Here is a 16,505-nt window from a genome sequence, read left to right as displayed (position 1 = left end):
ACGAGCGGTGTCCCGCGGAATCGGCGCCACGGGCCCGGACGCGCGGGCACCCGTGTTCAGTCGGGGTCGGTGCGGCGGGCCGTGCGGCCGGAGATCTGGACCCGGTCGATGCTCCCGGTGGCCGGATCGCGGTGGAAGCGGCCCCCGGGTTCGAGGCGCCCGGTGTCCGGATCGCGCAGGTCGCACGAGAGGTCGGCGTAGCAGACCAGCGGCAGGGGCAGGTCGCCGTCTACCGACAGGGCCGGCGAGCCGTCCGGTGCGGGAGCGATGCGATAGGTCGTGGCGCCGTTGCGGTAGGTGCCCAGGCACTCGGGCAGGGCGACGGGGCGCCCCCGGTCCACGGCCGGCACGGCGGCGGGCACCCGTATGCCGGTCAGCCGGTCCAGTTCCTCGGCGAGGTCGCGCCAGAGCGCGGTCGCACCGCCGGCGTTGCCCGTGAAGGCGACCACCACCCCGCTCTCCGGGTCGGCCCGCAGATGGCAGGACGTGCCCTGGGCGTTGCCGTCGTGCCCGCACCACACGCGGTCGTCCCGCTCGTAGAGGGCGAGCCCGGGGCCCCAGCCGTCGGCCAGTGTGCCCGGCCGGGCGGCGGTCTCGGGGCGGCGCATCTGCTTGGCGACGGCGGGCGGCAGCAGGTCCGCGCGGCCGATCAGCGCGTTGCCGAACGCGGCGAGGTCCCGGGCGCTCGCGAGGAGCGCCCCGGCCGGCGCCTCCAGCTCTGCCAGGTTCTGCCGGGCCGGACGGGCCTGCCCGGTCGCGGAGTTGACGGCGTGTCCTGCGGCCACGGGACGACCGGGCGCAGGGTCGCCGGTGAACGCGGGCGTGACACCCAGGGGTTCGAGGAGCAGCGCCCCGACCGCCTCGTGCCACGACATGCCGGTGACCGTCTCCACCAGCCGTCCGGCGGCGACGTAACCGGCGTTGGAGTAGGAGAAGTCGGTCCCCGGCGGGAACAGCGCGTCGCGGGCGGTGCACACGGCGGCGAGGTAGCGGACGGCGGTGGTCGTGGCCGCGGTGTCCGAGTCCGGGCCGGTGGGCAACCCGCCGGTGTGGCTGAGCAGGTGACCGATCGTCACCTGGGGGACTCCGCTCAGCTCGGGGAGGTGTGCGGCGACGGGTTCGTCCAGGTCCAGGTCGCCGTCGTCGGCCAGGAGCATGACCAGCGCGGCGGTGTAGGGCTTGGTGAGCGATCCCAGCGGGACCGCGGTGTCCTCGGTGAAGGGACTGCCGGTCGTGACGTCGGCCGTACCGGTGTGCACGGCGATGACGTCCGTGCCGGTGTCCAGGGCCAGTTGGGCGCCGGGCACCCGGTGGGTCCGGGCGAGGGCGTCGAGACGGTCCTGTATCTCCCGGCGTAACAGGGACGGCGCCCGGGAGGCGGCCGGAGCGGTGGGGATGGTGTACGGCATGAGAAGGGGACTCCCGTTGGGTGGGTCTCATGTGCGGGTGTGCCGGTCCGGCCCGGGTCTGAGCGGTGTCGGGGGCCGGCCGGTGCGCTGCGCGCGCTCGGGCTACGGTCTGCGGACCTCGACGGGCAGCCGTCGTACGCCGATGATCACGGCCGGATTCTGGTAGGCGATGTCCTCGTAGGAGGGGATCACCAGCATGCGGAATCGTTCATGCAACATCCGCAGGGCGATCCGCGCCTCCAGCCGGGCCAGGGGCGCGCCGAAACAGAAGTGGATGCCGTGCCCGAAGGTCAGATGCGGGTTGGGGTGCCGGGTCACGTCGAAGACGTCGGGCGCCTCGAAGCGCGCGGGATCCCGGTTGGCGACCCCCAGATGTGCCATGAGCAGGGTGTCCGCCGGAATGTCATGGCCACCGAGGACCACCGGCCGGGTGACCCGCCGGCCCAGCTCCGGGAACGGGGGCAGCCAGCGCAGCACCTCCTCGACGGCGGCCGGGATCCGTGCGGGGTCGGCGCGCAGCGCGGCGTTCGTGCCGGGGTGCCGGTCGAAGGTGACGACGGCGTTGCCCAGCAGCGCGGTGGTGGTGATGTGCCCGGCGACCAGCAGCAGGGCCACGAAGCCGACCATCTCCTGGTCGGCGAGGCGGACGCCGTCCACCTCGGCGGCGATGAGTCTGCTGGTGAGGTCGTCACCGGGGTCGGCGCGGCGGGCGCGGATGTGGTCGAGCATGTAGCCGTTCATCTCGCGCACCGTGGGCGCGATGGCCTCCAGTGCCCGTTCCAGGTCGGCCATGTCGGGCGCCTCGCCGAGCTGGTCGCCGCCGAACAGCACGCTCGCCCACTCCTGGAAGAGACGGTGTTCCTCCGCCGGGATGCCGAGCAGTTCGGCGATCACGATGATCGGCAGCGGATAGGCCACTGCGTCGACCAGGTCGAACCGGTCGCGGTCGGCGACGGCGTCCAGCAGCCGGGCGCAGACGGCCTCGATGCGAGGACCGAGCCCCTGGACCACCCGGGGCGTGAACGCCTGGCTCACCAGGGTGCGGAGCTTGCGGTGCTCCGGCGGGTCCATGCCGACGAAGTTGCCCTGCCGGAAGGTCTCGAAGTCGGACTGGGTGGGCGCGAGGGAGGACATGTCGGAGGAGTACGTCGCCGGGTCGGCGAGCACGGTGGCGACGGTCTCGTGGTCCAGGACCTGCCAGACGCCCTGTGTCTCGTCGTGCCGGACCGGCCCGGCCTCGCGTAAGCCACGCCAGCGGTCGGGTAACTCCTCCAGGAGGAGCCGTTCGCCCGTCGGTTGCTTGCTGATCACCTTGTCTCCTTGCTGGCGCGTGCGGGCATGGAGGAGTCGTGCGCGGGAAGGCCGTGGACCGGAGCCGGCCGGGAGCCCGGGCGGGTTCCGGGCACGGCTGCGCCCCCGCTGCCGGGACATCCGGACGGGAAGAGCGCGTGACCCCCGTGTCCTCCTCGGGCGCGGCGACGTCGGCCGCCGTAGGACTGGTGTCCGGGTGGGCCGGAGACCCTCCGCGGATGCGTGGAGGTCTCCGCCCCGGGGTTCAGCCCGTGCGGTGAAGCCTCATCGCATGCGGTGAGGTCTCACCCGTGCGGCGCGGCCCCCGCCCGGGCGGCGGGGTCTCAACACATGCGACGAAGGACGTGGCCGCGGCGCGGCCGGCCACGGTCCCGTAGCGAGCCCGGCGGTGCGGCGCGCCAACCCGACATAACCATCCCCCTCGGCGATGGCTCCCGCGCAAGGCTCACGCGGGGCCCTCCCGTCTCGTGAGGTGTGAGAATACGCAGTCGCAGAGCGTGCCGCCCCACGATTGGCATGATGCGTACCCCGAGACACCTTCGTTTCGATGGAACTCGGCCACAGTCTTCACGGCGAGTCACCCGCAAGCAACCCCCTGAAGTTGAACGGAGAGTACTGTGCCGGTGCTTTTGCGTCACAACCCGGCCACTCGCCGGGCCCGCGCGCGCACGAGCCGGATCGTCGCCCCCGCGTGTGCCCCGGTGTCTGCCCCGCAAACCGAGCACGCGGGGAAAAACCTGTCGGCGGACGCCGAGCGGCAGGTCGCCCGCGCCGCGTCCGCCGCGGGCCGGTCCGCCGCCCCGCTGTTCGACCCGATGGCCGGACTGCCCCTGATCAGGGGTGTTGATTCGGCCAGGGAAGACGCCGGACGCGCCACCGGGAACGGTGACGACACGCCCGGCGCGCCCCAGCGGCCCATCACCGACACGCCCGGCGGTCACGCCCACCCCGCCCCGCACTCGACCGCTTCGGCGCCGCGCGGGGCCGAGAACCGCGGCCGATGCGCGTGGAATCGGCCATCCGGGCGCGGCGGGGGCGCACACGAGGAGGCCGTACACCACCTGTGCTTCTCGCCCACCGCCGGGCGCCGCCCGGTACGGCGGCCCAGCCCTGGAGGTCGGCGTTCTCCTCCGCAGCCGACCCTCCCCTCCCGCGCCGGCGCATGGAGACGGCCGGGCGGGGTATTCGGAGCCATCCGGCACGCGCGGGCGCGAACGGAGCCTGCGGGGCGTTCGCCGTGCGCGGGGCGCCGCCGCGAGGGAGTCTTGTGGCCGGGATGCGACGCGCGGCCGTACGAGGAGGTGGTCGGCGTGTCCGACGGGCCGGAGCCAGGACGGGCGCCGGCGGCCGGCGCGGCGCCGGCCGTACAGCCGGTGCTGTCGCTGGCGCTGGCCACCCTGCTGGAGGAGGTGCAGGCGCACTCCGGCGCGGTGTATCTGCTCAGGCCCGACGAGCCGGTCCTGGAGATGGCGGTCATGGCGGGCATGCCCCGGGCCTTCGCGGCGCCGTGGGAGCGGGTCGGGCTGAGCGCGCCGATCCCGGTCGCGGACGCGGCGCGCGAGAGGCGGCTCGTGTGGGTGGGCGGCGAGGCGGAGATGGCCCACCACTATCCCAGGATCTCGGTGGTACTGCCGTACCCGTTCGCACTGGCCGCCGCGCCCGTGGCGACGGAGCACACGGTGTACGGCGCGGTGTTCGTGACCTGGCCGGGCACCCGTCCGCCGGAGCTGTCGGACCGGGAGCGCGAGCATCTGACGGCGGCCTGCGCGCGACTGGCGCTGCGGCTGGAGCGGGCCGCGCGGGAGGACCGCCCGCTCGGGCACGAGCCGGACGTGCTCGCCGCGCCGGTGTCGTTCGTGGCCGAGACGCTGGGCTCGGTCGAGGCGGCGCGGATGGTGTCCCGGCTGCCGTACGGACTGATGTCGCTGGACCTGCACGGCCGTATCGGCTTCGTGAACGCGGCCGCCGCCGAGCTGCTCGGCCGGCCCGCCGGGGAGTTGCTGGGCACGGTGCCCTGGGTGTCGGTGCCCTGGCTGAACGACCCGATGTACGAGGACCGTTACCGGGCGGCGCTGATGAGCCAGCAGGTGACGTCGTTCGTGGCGCTGCGCCCGCCGGGCGAGTGGCTGTCGTTCCGGATGTATCCCAGCACGACCGGACTGAGCGTGCGCGTCACCCGGGCCCGGGCGGTGGCGGAGATGGCGGGCGCAACCCCGCAGTCGGGTCCGGGCCCGTCCCGGCTCGTGACGATCTCCCAGTTGCTGAGCCTGGCGGGCGCGCTGACCGAGGCGGTCGGGGTGCGGGACGTGGTGGAACTGGTGTGGGACGAGGTGGTCCCGGCCGTCGGCAGCCAGGCGCTGGCGCTGCTGCGGGCGCAGGGCGGGCGGCTGCACGTGCTGGGACACCGGGGCTATCCGGACCCGCGCGTCGTGGAGCGGTTCGACGGGCTGCCGCTGTCCGAGCGGACCCCGGGCACGCACGTCCTGAACAGCGGGGTGCCCGCCTTCTTCGACTCCCAGGAGCAGCTGGAACGGCTGTATCCGAGCCGGCACCACACCCCGGACGGCTTCGCGGCCTGGGCGTACCTGCCGCTGATCGCGTCCGGGCGGCCGGTCGGCACCTGTGTGCTGGCCTACACGGAGCCGCACGTCTTCGCCGCCGACGAGCGCGCGGTGCTCGCCTCGCTCGGCGGGCTGATCGCGCAGGCCCTGGAGCGGGCCGTGCTCTACGACGCCAAGCACCGCCTGGCGCACGGCCTGCAACAGGCGCTGCTGCCGCACTCGCTGGCGCCCCCGCCCGGCATCGAGGCGGCGGCCCGCTATCTGCCCGCCACCCACGGCATGGAGATCGGCGGCGACTTCTACGACCTGGTACCGACCCGGCCGCTGGCGGCGGCGGTGATCGGGGACGTCCAGGGGCACAACGTGACCGCGGCCGGTCTGATGGGACAGATCCGCACCGGGGTCCGCGCGTACACCACGGTGGGGCAGGCACCGCACGAGGTGATGAGCAGCACCAACCGGCTGCTGATCGATCTCGGTGCCGAGCTGTTCGCCAGTTGTCTGTATCTGCGGCTGGATCCGGCGCGCGGGCGGGCCGTCATGGCCCGGGCGGGACATCCGCCGCCGCTGCTGCGCCGGCCGGACGGGCGGGTGCGGGTGCTGGACCTGGCCGGGGGCCCGCTCCTCGGGATCGACTCCTCGGCCAGGTATCCGACGACCGAGGTGTCCCTGGCCCCCGGCTCGGTGCTCGTCCTGTACACCGACGGCCTGGTGGAGTCCCCGGGCATCGACATCGAGGACGCGCTGGTCGACCTCGGCGGACTGCTCGCGGAGGTCGGCGACCAGCCGCTGGAGAGCCTGGCGGACGAGGTGGTCCAGCACAGCGCGAGGGCGCGGGAGCGGGTGGACGACGTGGCGGTGCTGCTGCTGCGGGCACGCGACTGCGGCTGACACGCGGCCGGATCCGACCCTCCCGCCGGAGGGCCGGACCACTCCCCGCCGGCCGGGACCGAGGGGGAGGCCGGTCGGGGAGCCCTGTGGGAAGTGCGGGCCGGCTCCGCGCTAGCGGGTCCGCTCGGCGCGGGCCGGTCCACTTGGCGCGAGCCGGTCCGGTCAGTGCGAGGCGATTCGCTTACGCGAGCCGTCCCCTTGCACCAGCCGGGCCACTTGGCGCGAGCCGGGCCACTTGGCGCGAGCCGGGCCACTTGGCGCGAGCCGGGCCACTTGGCGCGAGCTGGTCCGGTCAGTGCGAGCCGATCCGCTCGGCACCAGCCGGGCCGCCCGGCTTGAGCCGGTCCACTTAGCGCGAGCCGGTTCACCCGGCACAAGCTGGACCGGTCAGTGCGAGCCGATCCGCTTAGCGCCCCCTTGCACCAGCCGGGCCGGTCGACGCGAGCCGACCGCTTGGCACCAGCCGGGCCGGTCGGTCGGAGCCGGGCCCCTCACCGGGCGCCGGGCCGCTCAGTGCCTGCCGGTCAGTGGGAGCCGGTGAGGGACGACGACCCGTCGTCCGGCGCGCCGGCACCGGAGGGATCGGCGCTGCCCCCGATCTGGTCACCGCCGGCCCCGGCCTGGTCACCCGCACCGGCCTGCTCACCGGCACCCGTTTGGTCACCGGCACCCGCCTGGTCACCCGCGCCCGCCTGGTCACCAGCACCGGCACCGGCACCGGCCTCGTCACCGGCACCGGCACCCGCACCGGCCTCGTCACCGGCACCCGCACCCGCACCGGACTGGTCGCCCGCGCCGCCGACGCCGAGCGTCGCGCCCGTGGCCTGGAGGGCGGTGGTGACCGGCTGGAAGAAGGTCTCGCCGCCGGTGGTGCAGTCGCCGCTGCCGCCGGAGGTGAGGCCGAGTGCGCTGCCGTCCTGGGTGAACAGGGAACCGCCGCTGTCGCCCGGCTCGGCGCAGACGTTCGTCTGAATGAGGCCGGTGACGGTGTCGACGCCGTTCGGGTCGGTCTCGCTCTGGAAGTTGACGGTGGCGTCGAGGCCGGTGACCTGGCCGTCGTGCAGCCCCGTGGTGGAGCCCATCCGGAAGACGGTCTCGCCGACGGTGGCGTCGGCGGCCTGGTTGATCTGGACGGTCTGGCCGTTGCCGGTGTCGACCTCGCTGGGCGCCTGGGTGTTCGGGTCGTTGTACTTGACGAGGGAGAAGTCGCCCTCGCCGGGGAAGGTGGCCTGGTCGACGGTGGCGATCGGCTGGCCCGTCGCGGAGTCGGACCACTCCTTGGCGGCGACCCCGCAGTGACCGGCCGTCAGGAAGGCGGGGCTGCCGTCGGAGGCGGTGACGTTGAAGCCGAGCGAGCAGCGGACGTTGCCGCCCTGCACCTGGGAGAAGATGGCGTCGCCGCCGGAGACGAAGGTCTTGAAGGTGCCGGAGGACTTCTTCAGGGTCGCCATGCCGGACCCGAGGCCGCGCACGGCCGACTGCAGCCGGTTCCAGTCGGCGCCGGTCACGGTGGAGTCGGCGGTGACCAGGACCTTGTCGGTGCGCGGGTCGACGGCCCACGAGGTACCGGGGATGGTCGCCTTGACCTTCAGCGTCTGGGCGGCGGCCTTGAGTTCGGCGGTGCTGTTCTCGACCTGGCGGACCACCGCACCGGCCTTCTTCGCCTGCACGACGACGTTGTCGTCGCCGCTGACCACGTTGACGACGAGCTGTTGCCTGCCGCTGTCGTAGTAGGACCCGGCGAAGGCGTCTCCGAGGATCTTCTGGAGCCGGCCGGCGAGATCCGAGGCGTCCGTGGCCTTCAGGGTCTTCGCGTCCGCCGTGCCGCCCGCGGTCGCGCTGTCCTGGTCCTGGGAGGCGTTGGCGTTGGGCAGCAGGAGGGCCGCCGCCCCGAGCGCCGCGACACCGCCCACCGCTATCGCGGCCTTGCGCTTGGGCATTCGCTTGTGACTCAAACTTCTCGACCTCCACGGGGTCTGCCGCTCACGGGCAGTGCGTATCGGGTTCGTACCGGGGCGCCTGGATGGCCGTACGTACGCACCGGCCGTGTGGTGTGTTCAATTCCGGTTCCGTACGGCCGTACCGGCGCGGCGAATCGGCCATGCTCCGCGTGTCGCGGCGGGTCGCCGGGAACAATCCCCCTCATGACGATGACCACCGCCGAAGCCGACAAGATCCTCTCCGCCAACTTCGCCCCCTGGGTGCTGGATCTGGGCTTGACCGTCGAAACGGTGGGCGAGGACCGGGCGGTGCTGCGTCTGCCCTGGTCGGACCGGCTGGCCCGGGAGGGTGGCGGGCTCTCGGGGCAGGCGCTGATGGCGGCGGCCGACACGGCGACGGTGATCGCGGTCTCGGCGGCCCGGGGCGGGTTCGTGCCGATGACGACGGTGCAGCAGTCGACCTCGTTCCAGCGGGCGGTGACCGGCGCGGATGTCCTGATCGAGGCGGTGCTCACGAAGTTGGGCCGCCGGATGGCGTTCGCGGACGTCACGTTGAGCGACGCCGCCTCGGGTGCGCTCGCGGCCCGGGCGAGCACGGTCTACGCGATTCTGGGCTGACGCGGTTCTCGACCGGCCCGGTTCTCGACCGGCCCGGTTCTCGACCGGCCCGGTTCTCGACCCGACACCGGTTCTCGACCGACGCTGGTTCTCGACCGACGCTGGTTCCGGACTGACGACATGTCGGCCGGCCCGAGCCTCGACTGACGCTTGCCGACTGGCCCGATCCTCGGCTGACGCGATGCCGGCTGACACGATTCCGCGCTGACACGCTCAGCCACCGATCAGTAACGTTCAGTCGTCGACACGAAGCGGAATCCACCCTTCAGGGAATCTGCACATCGAATACCCAGGCGCGACACGGCCGCCCGGAGATCTGCACATTCGCACGCCCCCTGCCACGCCTTTGGCGAGGAGTGCCGGATTCGCGATCCGAGGGGCAAGGCACCCGGCGCGACGATGCCGCGCGGCATGTGAAGGAGTCGCCGACATGCCGTGCGCAGACCTGCACCGTTGCACCCCCTCACGCGCCAAGTGCCCAGGTGAGAGCCCTGGTTGATTGGAAGCGCGCCCCGCGTGCGTGCTTTGATCCATCGCACCGCGGGGTCCGGCGGACCTCCGGAGACGGAGGCCCGGCGCCCGCGGCCGCGGCCGTCCGTCTGTCCCCAGAGGGGGCCGCTCCCCCCTTGTGAGATATCCATATGAAGGGAAGTTCCACCATGAACTCCACCCCCCAGGTTGAGACCGTCGAGATCTCGGACGCCGAGCTGGACAACGTCTCCGGCGGTCTGTCCGTGAACACCCTCAACAGCACCCTGGGCACCGTCAACGCGGTGGCCCCGGGCGTGACCGGCCTGGTCAACACGGTCGTCGGCACCGTCGAGGGCGTCTCCGGCCTGAACGTCGCCCCGGTCAACGGCCTGGTCGCCGGTCTCTGATCGCACCCTCGGTGTGACCGACGTCCCGGAGCCGTCCCACGGCTCCGGGACTCATCGGTGCCCTGAAACACCCGCGTCTCTCCCACAGGTGAGGGAAGTTCCGTGCAGTTCCGCCAACAGGCCCTCGCCAAGCTCCAGTCACCGGAGGAGCTGGACCTCCCGGTGCGTCTCGCGCGCCCGCAGGGCTGGCTCGCCCTCGGCGTCACCGTCGTCGTCATGGCCGCCGCCTCGGTCTGGGCGGTGACCGGCTCGGTCGCGTCCACGGTGAGCGCCCCGGCCATCCTCACCCACGGACAGGGCAGTTACCTGCTGCAGAGCCCGGTGGCCGGACAGGTGACGGCCGTCCTGGCCCGTCAGGGCGAGCGGCTGCCCGCGAACGCGCCCGTGCTGAAGGTCCGTACGGACAAGGGCGAGGCCGTGGTCCGGACGGTCGCCGCCGGACGCGTCACCACGCTCGCCGCCACCATCGGCCAGATCATCCAGACCGGCGCCGACGTCGCCGCGGTCGAGAAGGTCGCCCACGCCTCCGACCCGCTGTACGCGACCGTGTACGTCCCGGCCGAGAACGCCGCCGCCATCCCGGCGCACGCCTCGGTCGACCTGACCGTGTCCTCCGTACCCACGCAGCGCTACGGCGTGCTGCGTGGCGAGGTGAAGTCGGTGGACCGCACCGCGCAGTCGGCCCAGTCCATCTCCGCGTTCCTCGGCGACAGCCAGCTCGGCGAGCAGTTCACCCGCAAGGGCCGCCCGGTGGCCGTGCTGGTGGAACTCGCCAAGTCCTCGTCGACGAAGAGCGGTTACCGCTGGTCCAGCACGGACGGACCGCCGTTCCGGCTCGACTCCATGACACTCGCCACCGGCTCCGTCCGGCTCGCCGACCAGCATCCCGTCGATTGGCTGCTCCCGTGACAACCGCCCAGGAGAACCGCGGCCGCAGACGCGCCGCCCCCGCGAAGCGGCCGGTCCCCAAGTCCCGTACCGGCACGGTCCGTACGCCCACCGTGCTGCAGATGGAGGCCGTCGAGTGCGGCGCCGCCTCCCTCGCCATGGTCCTCGGCCACTACGGCCGGCACGTCCCGCTGGAAGAGCTGCGCATCGCCTGCGGTGTCTCCCGCGACGGCTCCCGCGCCTCCAACCTGCTGAAGGCCGCCCGTAGTTACGGCCTGACGGCCAAGGGCATGCAGATGGACCTGGCCGCCCTCGCCGAGGTGCGGGCACCGGCCATCCTCTTCTGGGAGTTCAACCACTACGTCGTCTACGACGGCATGGGCCGCCGCTTCGGCCGGCGCGGGGTGTACGTCAACGACCCCGCCAAGGGCCGCCGTTTCGTGCCCATGGAGGAGTTCGACGGCAGCTTCACCGGTGTGGTGCTGGTGCTGGAACCCTGCGAGGGCTTCACCAGGGGCGGGCGCAAGCCCGGTGTGCTCGGCGCGATGCCGGCCCGGCTGCGCGGCACCGCGGGCACCCTGCCCGCCGCGGTCCTGGCCAGTCTGCTGCTGGTGGCGGTCGGCGCGGCCGTCCCCGCGCTCAGCCGCACCTACATCGACATGTTCCTCATCGGCGGGCAGACCTCGCTGCTGGGCGTGCTGTTCGCCTCGATGGCCGCCTGCGTGCTGCTCACCCTGGTACTGACCTGGCTCCAGCAGGCCAACCTGCTGCACGGCCGGATCATCTCCTCCACCCTCTCCAGCGCCCGCTTCCTGCGCCATCTGCTGCGGCTGCCGGTGACGTTCTTCGCCCAGCGCTCCCCCGCCGACCTGGTGCAGCGCCTGCAGTCCAACGACCAGGTCGCCGAGACCCTGGCCCGTGACCTCGCGGCGGCCGGCGTCGACGCGATCGTGGTCGTGCTGTACGCGGTCCTGCTCTACACCTACGACCCGCAGCTGACCTTCGTCGGCATCGCCGTGGCCCTGCTGAACGTCGTGGCCATGCGGCTCGTCGTACGGATGCGCGCGACGCGGACGGCGAAGCTGCGCGCGGACACCGCGCGGCTGACCAACACCTCGTACACCGGCCTTCAGTTGATCGAGACGCTGAAGGCGACCGGCGGCGAGGACGGCTACTTCCGCAAGTGGGCCGGGCAGCACGCCAGCACGCTGGAGGAGCAGCAGCGGCTCGGCGTGCCGAGCGCCTGGCTCGGCGTGGTCGCGCCGACGCTCGCCACCTTCAACAGCGCGCTCATCCTGTGGATCGGCGGGATGCGCGCGGTGGAGGGGCACATCTCGGTCGGTCTGCTGGTCGCCTTCCAGGCGCTGGTGACCCGCTTCACCGCGCCGCTGACCCGGCTCAACGGCGTGGCGGGCCGCATCCAGGACTTCGCCGCCGACGTGGCCCGGCTGAAGGACGTGGAGAACTTCCAGGCCGACCCGCTCTACGCCCGCCCCGGCGGCGGAGACTCGACGCGGCGGCTGCACGGGCACGTCGAGCTGGAGAACATCACCTTCGGCTACAGCCCGCTGGACCAGCCGCTGCTGACCGGCTTCGACCTGACCGTCGGACCCGGGCAGCAGGTGGCGCTGGTGGGCGGCTCGGGCAGCGGCAAGTCCACGGTGTCCCGGCTGATCTCGGGCCTGTACACGCCGTGGGACGGGGTGATCCGCATCGACGGCCGCCGGCTGGAGGACATCCCGCGCGGCGCGCTCGCCGCCTCCGTCTCCTTCGTCGACCAGGACGTCTTCCTCTTCGAGGGCTCGGTCCGCAACAACGTGGCCCTGTGGGACCCGTCGATCCCGGACGATGCGGTGGTGGAGGCGCTGAAGGACGCGGCGCTGTACGACGTGGTGATGCGCCGGCCCGGCGGCATCCACAGCAGGGTCGAGCAGGACGGCCGCAACTTCTCCGGCGGGCAGCGCCAGCGCCTGGAGATCGCGCGGGCGCTGGTGCGCCGGCCGAGCATCCTCGTGCTGGACGAGGTGACCAGCGCGCTGGACGCGGAGACCGAGCAGGTCGTGATGGACAACCTGCGGCAGCGCGGCTGCGCCTGCGTGGTGATCGCGCACCGGCTGAGCACGGTCCGCGACAGCGACGAGATCGTCGTCCTCCAGCACGGCACGGTCGTGGAGCGCGGGCGGCACGAGGAGCTGGTGGCACGCGGCGGCGCGTACGCGGCACTGGTCAGGGAGCGATGAGATGACGACTGTCCAGGAGGGGTTCGACGGCGACCTCGTCCTCGGGGCGCTCGGCTCGCTCGGCACGCGGTTCGACTGCGCCGGTCTGAGCCGCCTGGACCTGGAGGGTCCGCAGGTGCTGTGGCTGGTCGCAGCCGGCGCCCTGGACCTGTACGCGGTGGACGCCGCCCAGCAGGGCCACTGGCACCACCTGGGCCGGCTGGAGGCGGGCACGCTGCTGCTCGGCCCGGTCGCCGGCCCCCAGCACACCCTGGTCGCCCGCCCGGTCCGGGACTGCGTCGTGCACCGCGTGAACCTGCGCGAGCTGTACCAGCCGGCGCAGACCCAGACCTGGTCGTACGACGAGTACGGCAACCCGCAGTACGTGCCTCCGACGTCGAGCCCGCTGGAGTACGCGCTCGCGCTCGGTGTCGGCCGCGGCCTGTCCGTCCTCTTCCAGGCCCCGCTGGCCGAGGAGCGGGCGACGGCCCCGGCGGACGACGACGTGTTCTGGATGCAGGTGCCGCCGGGCAGCGTGCAGTACGGCTCGCTGTACGGCGCGGAGGCCGCCGCCGATCTGCTGATGGACCCGGCGCTGTGGCAGAGCATGGTGGACCAGCAGTACCGGCTGCTGACGGCGCTGGACCGGTGGATCGAGCAGCTCGAGCGCACGCACGAGACGCGGACGGCCGCCGGGATCAAGGCCGGTGAGGCGGTCCGCGCCCAGGCCGACCGGACCCTGCTGGCCTCCATCGGCAAGCGCTCCGCCCGCCGTACCACGGCCGCCGACGCCGACGCCACCTACGCGGCCTGCAAGCTGGTCGCCGAGGCGGCCGGCATCCGGCTCGCGGAGCCCGCGCAGAGCGGCACGGAGAGCGACCGGCTGGACCCGGTGGAGCGGGTGGCGCTGGCCTCCCGGGTGCGGACGCGGGCCGTCCGCCTGGACGGGCGCTGGTGGCGGGAGAACGTGGGCCCGCTGGTCGGCCACCGGGCGCTGTCCGGGGCACCGGTCGCGCTGCTGTGGCGGCGCGGCAGCTATGTCGCCGTGCACCCCGGGACGGGGCGCGAGACACCGGTCGAGAAGGCGAACGCGGAGGAGTTCGAGCCGCGCGCGGTGATGTTCTACCGGCCGCTGCCCGACAAGCGGCTCGGGCCGCTCGGGCTGCTGCGGTTCAGTCTGCGCGGCACTCGCGCCGACCTGCTGAACCTGCTCCTCGCGGGTCTGGTGACGGTGGCGATCGGCGCGCTGGTGCCGATCGCCACCGGCAAGGTGCTCGGCGAGTACGTGCCGAAGGCGCAGGAGGACCTGATCGTCCAGGTCTGCCTGGCGGTCATGGTGAGCGGGGTGGTCGCGGCGGCGTTCACGCTGTTGGAGAACCTGTCCATCCTGCGCCTGGAGGGCCGGATCGAGGCGGCGCTGCAACCCGCCGTCTGGGACCGGCTGCTGCGGCTGCCCACCCGCTTCTTCACCCAGCGCTCCACGGGCGAGCTGGCCAGTGCGGCGATGGGCATCAGCACGATCCGCCGGCTGCTGGCGGGCGTCGGCCCGGTCGTCGCCCAGTCGGTGACCGTCGGCACGATGAACCTCGCCCTGCTGTTCTGGTACAGCCCGGCGATGGCGACGGCCGCGATCGGGATGCTCGTCGTCATCGCGGCGGTGTTCGGCGGGCTCGGGCTGTGGCAGGTGCGCTGGCAGCGGCGCCTGGTGGTGCTCGGCAACAAGCTGAACAACCAGGCCTTCCAGACCCTGCGCGGGCTGCCGAAGCTGAGGGTGGCGGCGGCCGAGAACTACGCCTACGCGGCCTGGGCGCGCCAGTTCGCGCACAGCCGGGAACTCCAGCAGAAGGCCGGCCGGATCAAGAACCTCACCACGGTCCTCGGCGCGGTCTACCTGCCGGTGTGCACCCTGCTGATGTTCATGCTGCTCGCGGGCCCGGCCAGGGGGGCGATGTCGGCGGCGGACTTCCTCGCCTTCAACACGTCGGTGACCATGGTGCTGACCTCGGTCACCCAGCTGACGGGCGCGTTCGTCTCGGCGGTGGCGGCGCTGCCGCTGTTCGAGGAGATCAAGCCGGTGCTGGAGGCCACGCCCGAGGTGCGCACGGCGAGCACCCGCCCCGGTCCGCTGTCCGGCGCGGTGGAGGCCCGCCGGCTGTCCTTCCGGTACGCCGACGACGGCCCGCTCGTGCTGGACGACGTGTCCTTCGCCGTACGGCCGGGCGAGTTCGTTGCGGTCGTCGGCCCGAGCGGCTGCGGCAAGTCCACGCTGCTGCGCCTGCTCATCGGCTTCGACCGGCCGGTCTCCGGCAGCGTCCTGTACGACGGTCAGGACCTGGCGGCGCTCGACCAGTCCGCGGTGCGCCGCCAGTGCGGGGTGGTCCTCCAGCACGCCCAGCCGTTCACCGGCTCGATCATGGACGTCATCTGCGGCACCGAACCGTACACGCCGGAGGAGGCGATGGCGGCGGCCGAACTGGCGGGGCTCGCGGAGGACATCAAGCGGATGCCGATGGGGCTGCACACGATCGTCGCGGGCAACGGCGCGATCTCCGGTGGCCAGCGGCAGCGCCTGATGATCGCGCAGGCCCTCATCCGGCGCCCGCGCATCCTGTTCTTCGACGAGGCGACCAGTGCCCTGGACAACGACACCCAGCGCGTCGTCATCGACAGCACCCGCAAGCTGAACGCCACCCGGATCGTCATCGCCCACCGGTTGTCGACCGTCATGGACGCCGACCGGGTGATCGTGATGGAGGACGGCAAGGTCGTCCAGCAGGGCACCCCCGCCGAGCTCCTCGCGGACACCGGGGGCCGGCTGCACGAGCTGGTGCGCCGGCAGCTCGCCTAGGGGGTTTCCTCGTCGTCCGTCCCGGCCGGCTCGTCGTGGTGGTGGGACGGCACCCAGTGGTGCTGGGTGAACCAGCGGCCGAACAGGGCACCGCCGTAGATGACGAAGCCGACGCCGATGAGCCAGGACTCGACGACGAGCACGGTGCCGACGGCGCCGTAGCTCAGGGCGTTGGTGACGATGAGCGGGGTGAACACGAGGTAGGAGAAGGCGCGGAGGCCGGCCAGGCCGATGACGGTGGCCACCGCGCCGGGCAGCAGCGAGCGCCAGTGGACCTGCCCGCCGAGCAGGAAGCGCTGCCCCCACCAGAAGAACAGCACACCGCTCAGCGCGGAGAACAGGATCCGCTGCGTGCCGTGCAGCGTCGACTTCGTCGCGACCTCCTGGTAGAGGTACGCCGTCAGCACCACCAGCCAGGTCGCCTGCCGCCACACCCGGTGCCAGGGACCGGAGGCCAGGCCCCAGATCCGCTCGTAGGCGTTCTGCACGCTGCCGCCGAAGGACACGCCGAACACGGCGAGCAGGACGCCACTCCACACGCTGGTGGTGCCGATGACCTTGCGCGGGGGGCTGATGACGTCGGTGACGACGTGGGCGGACCGTCCGGACAGGCCCATGCCGTCGGTGAGCCAGGAGGCGAAGCCGCCCCGGACCAGCGGGTCGGCCGCGGCGACCACGATCAGCAGCGGTGCCAGTGTGACCAGGGCCAGGGTGGCGAAGCCCATGGCCCGGTGCATCAGCTCCAGTTCCCGGCCGTGTTCGAACAAGGCCTGGACCCGCAGCCACCGCCACGCACGGTGCAGGCCGCGCCGCAACCGCCTCACGGCTCCTCCCGCTGCTCGCCGCCCACCACACGCTCTCCTGTGCCGATTCATCCAGCCTGGCACGCGCCGCGCGACTCGCAGCCGGAGGACGGGCACCGGCACGGCGCGCTGCTGCGCA

Annotated in this window: 10 protein-coding genes; 6 read left to right on the top strand and 4 right to left on the bottom strand. The window is 72.9% G+C overall.

The window, feature by feature from the left end; translation table 11 throughout:
* Positions 1-56: 56 nt before the first annotated feature.
* The gene (locus OO52_RS02435; protein ID WP_030639482.1) at positions 57-1,409 is read right to left on the bottom strand and encodes a serine hydrolase domain-containing protein; all 1,353 of its coding nucleotides are present in this window, start codon (positions 1,407-1,409) and stop codon (positions 57-59) included.
* A gap of 102 nt (positions 1,410-1,511) precedes the next feature.
* Entirely contained in the window at positions 1,512-2,720 is a 1,209-nt protein-coding gene (locus tag OO52_RS02430; RefSeq protein WP_030639484.1) for a cytochrome P450, read from the bottom strand.
* 1,310 nt (positions 2,721-4,030) lie between these two features.
* On the opposite strand from OO52_RS02430, the gene OO52_RS02425 reads away from it, so the two are divergent.
* A complete protein-coding gene (locus tag OO52_RS02425) occupies positions 4,031-6,172 on the top strand; it encodes a SpoIIE family protein phosphatase (protein WP_030639486.1) in 2,142 nt (713 codons plus the stop codon).
* 524 nt (positions 6,173-6,696) lie between these two features.
* Here the strand turns inward: OO52_RS02425 and OO52_RS02420 are convergent.
* Entirely contained in the window at positions 6,697-8,112 is a 1,416-nt protein-coding gene (locus OO52_RS02420) for a S1 family peptidase (RefSeq protein WP_030639488.1), read from the bottom strand.
* 204 nt (positions 8,113-8,316) lie between these two features.
* On the opposite strand from OO52_RS02420, the gene OO52_RS02415 reads away from it, so the two are divergent.
* The 5 genes from OO52_RS02415 (at position 8,317) to OO52_RS02395 (ending at position 15,563) form a co-directional block, all read left to right on the top strand.
* The gene (locus tag OO52_RS02415) at positions 8,317-8,730 is read left to right on the top strand and encodes a PaaI family thioesterase (protein WP_030639490.1); all 414 of its coding nucleotides are present in this window, start codon (positions 8,317-8,319) and stop codon (positions 8,728-8,730) included.
* A gap of 659 nt (positions 8,731-9,389) precedes the next feature.
* Positions 9,390-9,608: a hypothetical protein gene (locus tag OO52_RS02410; protein ID WP_014676668.1), complete on the top strand. Its 219-nt coding sequence runs from the start codon at positions 9,390-9,392 to the stop codon at positions 9,606-9,608.
* Between the two features lie 102 nt (positions 9,609-9,710).
* Entirely contained in the window at positions 9,711-10,517 is an 807-nt protein-coding gene (locus tag OO52_RS02405) for an HlyD family efflux transporter periplasmic adaptor subunit (protein ID WP_030639492.1), read from the top strand.
* A complete protein-coding gene (locus tag OO52_RS02400) occupies positions 10,514-12,736 on the top strand; it encodes an NHLP family bacteriocin export ABC transporter peptidase/permease/ATPase subunit (protein ID WP_030639494.1) in 2,223 nt (740 codons plus the stop codon). Before OO52_RS02405 ends, OO52_RS02400 begins: the two co-directional genes overlap by 4 nt.
* 1 nt (position 12,737) lies before the next feature.
* Positions 12,738-15,563, top strand: a complete 2,826-nt coding sequence (locus OO52_RS02395; RefSeq protein ID WP_030639496.1) for an NHLP bacteriocin export ABC transporter permease/ATPase subunit — start codon at positions 12,738-12,740, stop codon at positions 15,561-15,563.
* On the opposite strand, the gene OO52_RS02390 is transcribed toward OO52_RS02395, so the two are convergent.
* Positions 15,560-16,387, bottom strand: a complete 828-nt coding sequence (locus OO52_RS02390) for a ribonuclease BN (protein WP_106971926.1) — start codon at positions 16,385-16,387, stop codon at positions 15,560-15,562. The genes OO52_RS02395 and OO52_RS02390 overlap by 4 nt on opposite strands.
* Between the last annotated feature and the right edge of the window lie 118 nt (positions 16,388-16,505).

The sequence above is a fragment of the Streptomyces flaveolus genome (genome assembly GCF_000716535.1).
GTDB classification, from domain to species: domain Bacteria; phylum Actinomycetota; class Actinomycetes; order Streptomycetales; family Streptomycetaceae; genus Streptomyces; species Streptomyces flaveolus_A.
Note: the sequence above shows the minus strand (reverse complement) of the source record. Positions and strands in the feature narration are given on the sequence as shown.

Excerpts from the sequence above, each read along its gene's own strand:
- OO52_RS02435 (WP_030639482.1), bottom strand. The coding sequence starts at position 1,409 with ATGCCGTACACCATCCCCACCGCTCCGGCCGCCTCCCGGGCGCCGTCC.
- OO52_RS02420 (WP_030639488.1), bottom strand. The coding sequence starts at position 8,112 with ATGCCCAAGCGCAAGGCCGCGATAGCGGTGGGCGGTGTCGCGGCGCTC.
- OO52_RS02415 (WP_030639490.1), top strand. The coding sequence starts at position 8,317 with ATGACGATGACCACCGCCGAAGCCGACAAGATCCTCTCCGCCAACTTC.
- OO52_RS02410 (WP_014676668.1), top strand. The coding sequence starts at position 9,390 with ATGAACTCCACCCCCCAGGTTGAGACCGTCGAGATCTCGGACGCCGAG.
- OO52_RS02395 (WP_030639496.1), top strand. The coding sequence starts at position 12,738 with ATGACGACTGTCCAGGAGGGGTTCGACGGCGACCTCGTCCTCGGGGCG.